The organism is Streptomyces sp. NPDC054847 (assembly GCF_053610925.1).
Window position 1 is genome coordinate 1 of record NZ_JBSGZJ010000758.1, and the last position, 1,451, is coordinate 1,451.

Below are 1,451 nucleotides of genomic sequence, written 5' to 3' on the forward strand. Positions count from 1 at the left end.
ACCGCAACCACCTCGAGGCCTGCTACTGCATCGCCGGCTCCGGAGAGGTCATCGAGCTCGACGGCACCTCCCACCCCATCACGCCGGGCCGCATGTACGCGCTCGACAAGCACGACGCCCATTACCTGGTGGCCAGCCCCCACGAGGACCTGCGGCTCGTGTGCGTCTTCAGCCCGGCCCTCAACGGCGACGAGACCCACAGTCTCGACGAGCACGTCTCCTCCGCGTACTGATGACGCGAAACCCTTGAAGGGATCCGAAGTGATCCGATGGAACACCGAACAGGCCGAGCTCCGCGAAGGCCTGGCACGGTGGGGCGAGGCGCTCAGCGCCGACCACATAGAGCTGGACGAGCAGGCCACCTTCTCCTGGGACAAGTGGAAGCTGATCCAGAAGACCGGCATCCTCGCCCTGCCCTTCGAGGAGGAACACGGCGGCCTCGGCCAGTCCCTCCTCACCACCATGTACGTCCTCGAAGGCCTCGGGGAGCACTGCCAGGACGCCGGCCTGAACTTCTCGGTGACCACCACCCTGGCCAGCACCGGCATCCCCCTCACCCGGTTCGGCACACCCGAACAGAAAGAGAGGTACCTGCCCCAGATCTGCTCCGGCGAGGCGATCGGCGCCCACGCCATCACCGAGTCCGAGGGCGGCTCGGACGCGATGGCGATGACCACCCGCGCCGAACGCGACGGCGACCACTTCGTGCTGAACGGCAGCAAGACGTTCGTCAGCAACGGTCCCGTCGCCGACGTGTTCGTCGTCTACGCCCGCACCCGCCCCGACGGCGGAGCGCTCGGTGTCAGCGCGTTCCTCGTGGACCGCGACACCCCCGGCCTCACCGTCGGCAAGCCGATCAAGAAGATGGGACTGCGGACCTCGCCGCTGAGCGAGCTCTACTTCGACGGCTGCCGCATCCCCAGAACCCGGGTACTGGGCCGGGTCGGCGGCGGGTTCATCGTCCTCGACCACGTGATGAAACGGGAGGTCCTCTTCTCCTTCGTCGTCAACGCGGGCGAGATGCAGCACCGGCTGGACCGCTGCATCGAGTACGCGAAGACCCGCCGTTCCTTCGGCAAACCCATCGGCTCCTACCAATCGGTCGCCAACAAGATCGTCGACACCAAGATCGGCCTGGAGACAGCCCGCAAATGGCTGTACGACACCGCCCAGCGCCTCGACGACGGCGAGAACGTCACCATCGACCTGGCCATCGCCAAACTCCTCACCAGCCAGGCCAATGTGGCCAGTTCCCTGGCCGCCGTGCAGATCTTCGGCGGACACGGATACATGTCCGAGTACGGGCTCGAGCAGGGCGTGCGCAACGCGGTCGGCGGCACGATCTACTCGGGCACCAACGAGATCCAGTACAACCGCATCGCCTCGATGCTGGGCCTGGGCACCTGACACCGTCCCCGCCCTCCGGGGCGGGGAACCGTCAGCCCCCGGCC

2 protein-coding genes are annotated in these 1,451 nt (G+C 67.1%); both read left to right on the forward strand.

What is annotated here, in order from left to right; all coding sequences use genetic code 11:
- Window positions 1-233 (forward strand): ectoine synthase (locus tag ACWGH4_RS35030; RefSeq protein ID WP_453467945.1); only part of this gene is annotated, 233 nt, incomplete at its 5' end.
- A gap of 28 nt (window positions 234-261) precedes the next feature.
- Window positions 262-1,407: an acyl-CoA dehydrogenase family protein gene (locus ACWGH4_RS35035; protein ID WP_453467947.1), complete on the forward strand. Its 1,146-nt coding sequence runs from the start codon at window positions 262-264 to the stop codon at window positions 1,405-1,407.
- The last annotated feature ends 44 nt before the right edge of the window (window positions 1,408-1,451 follow it).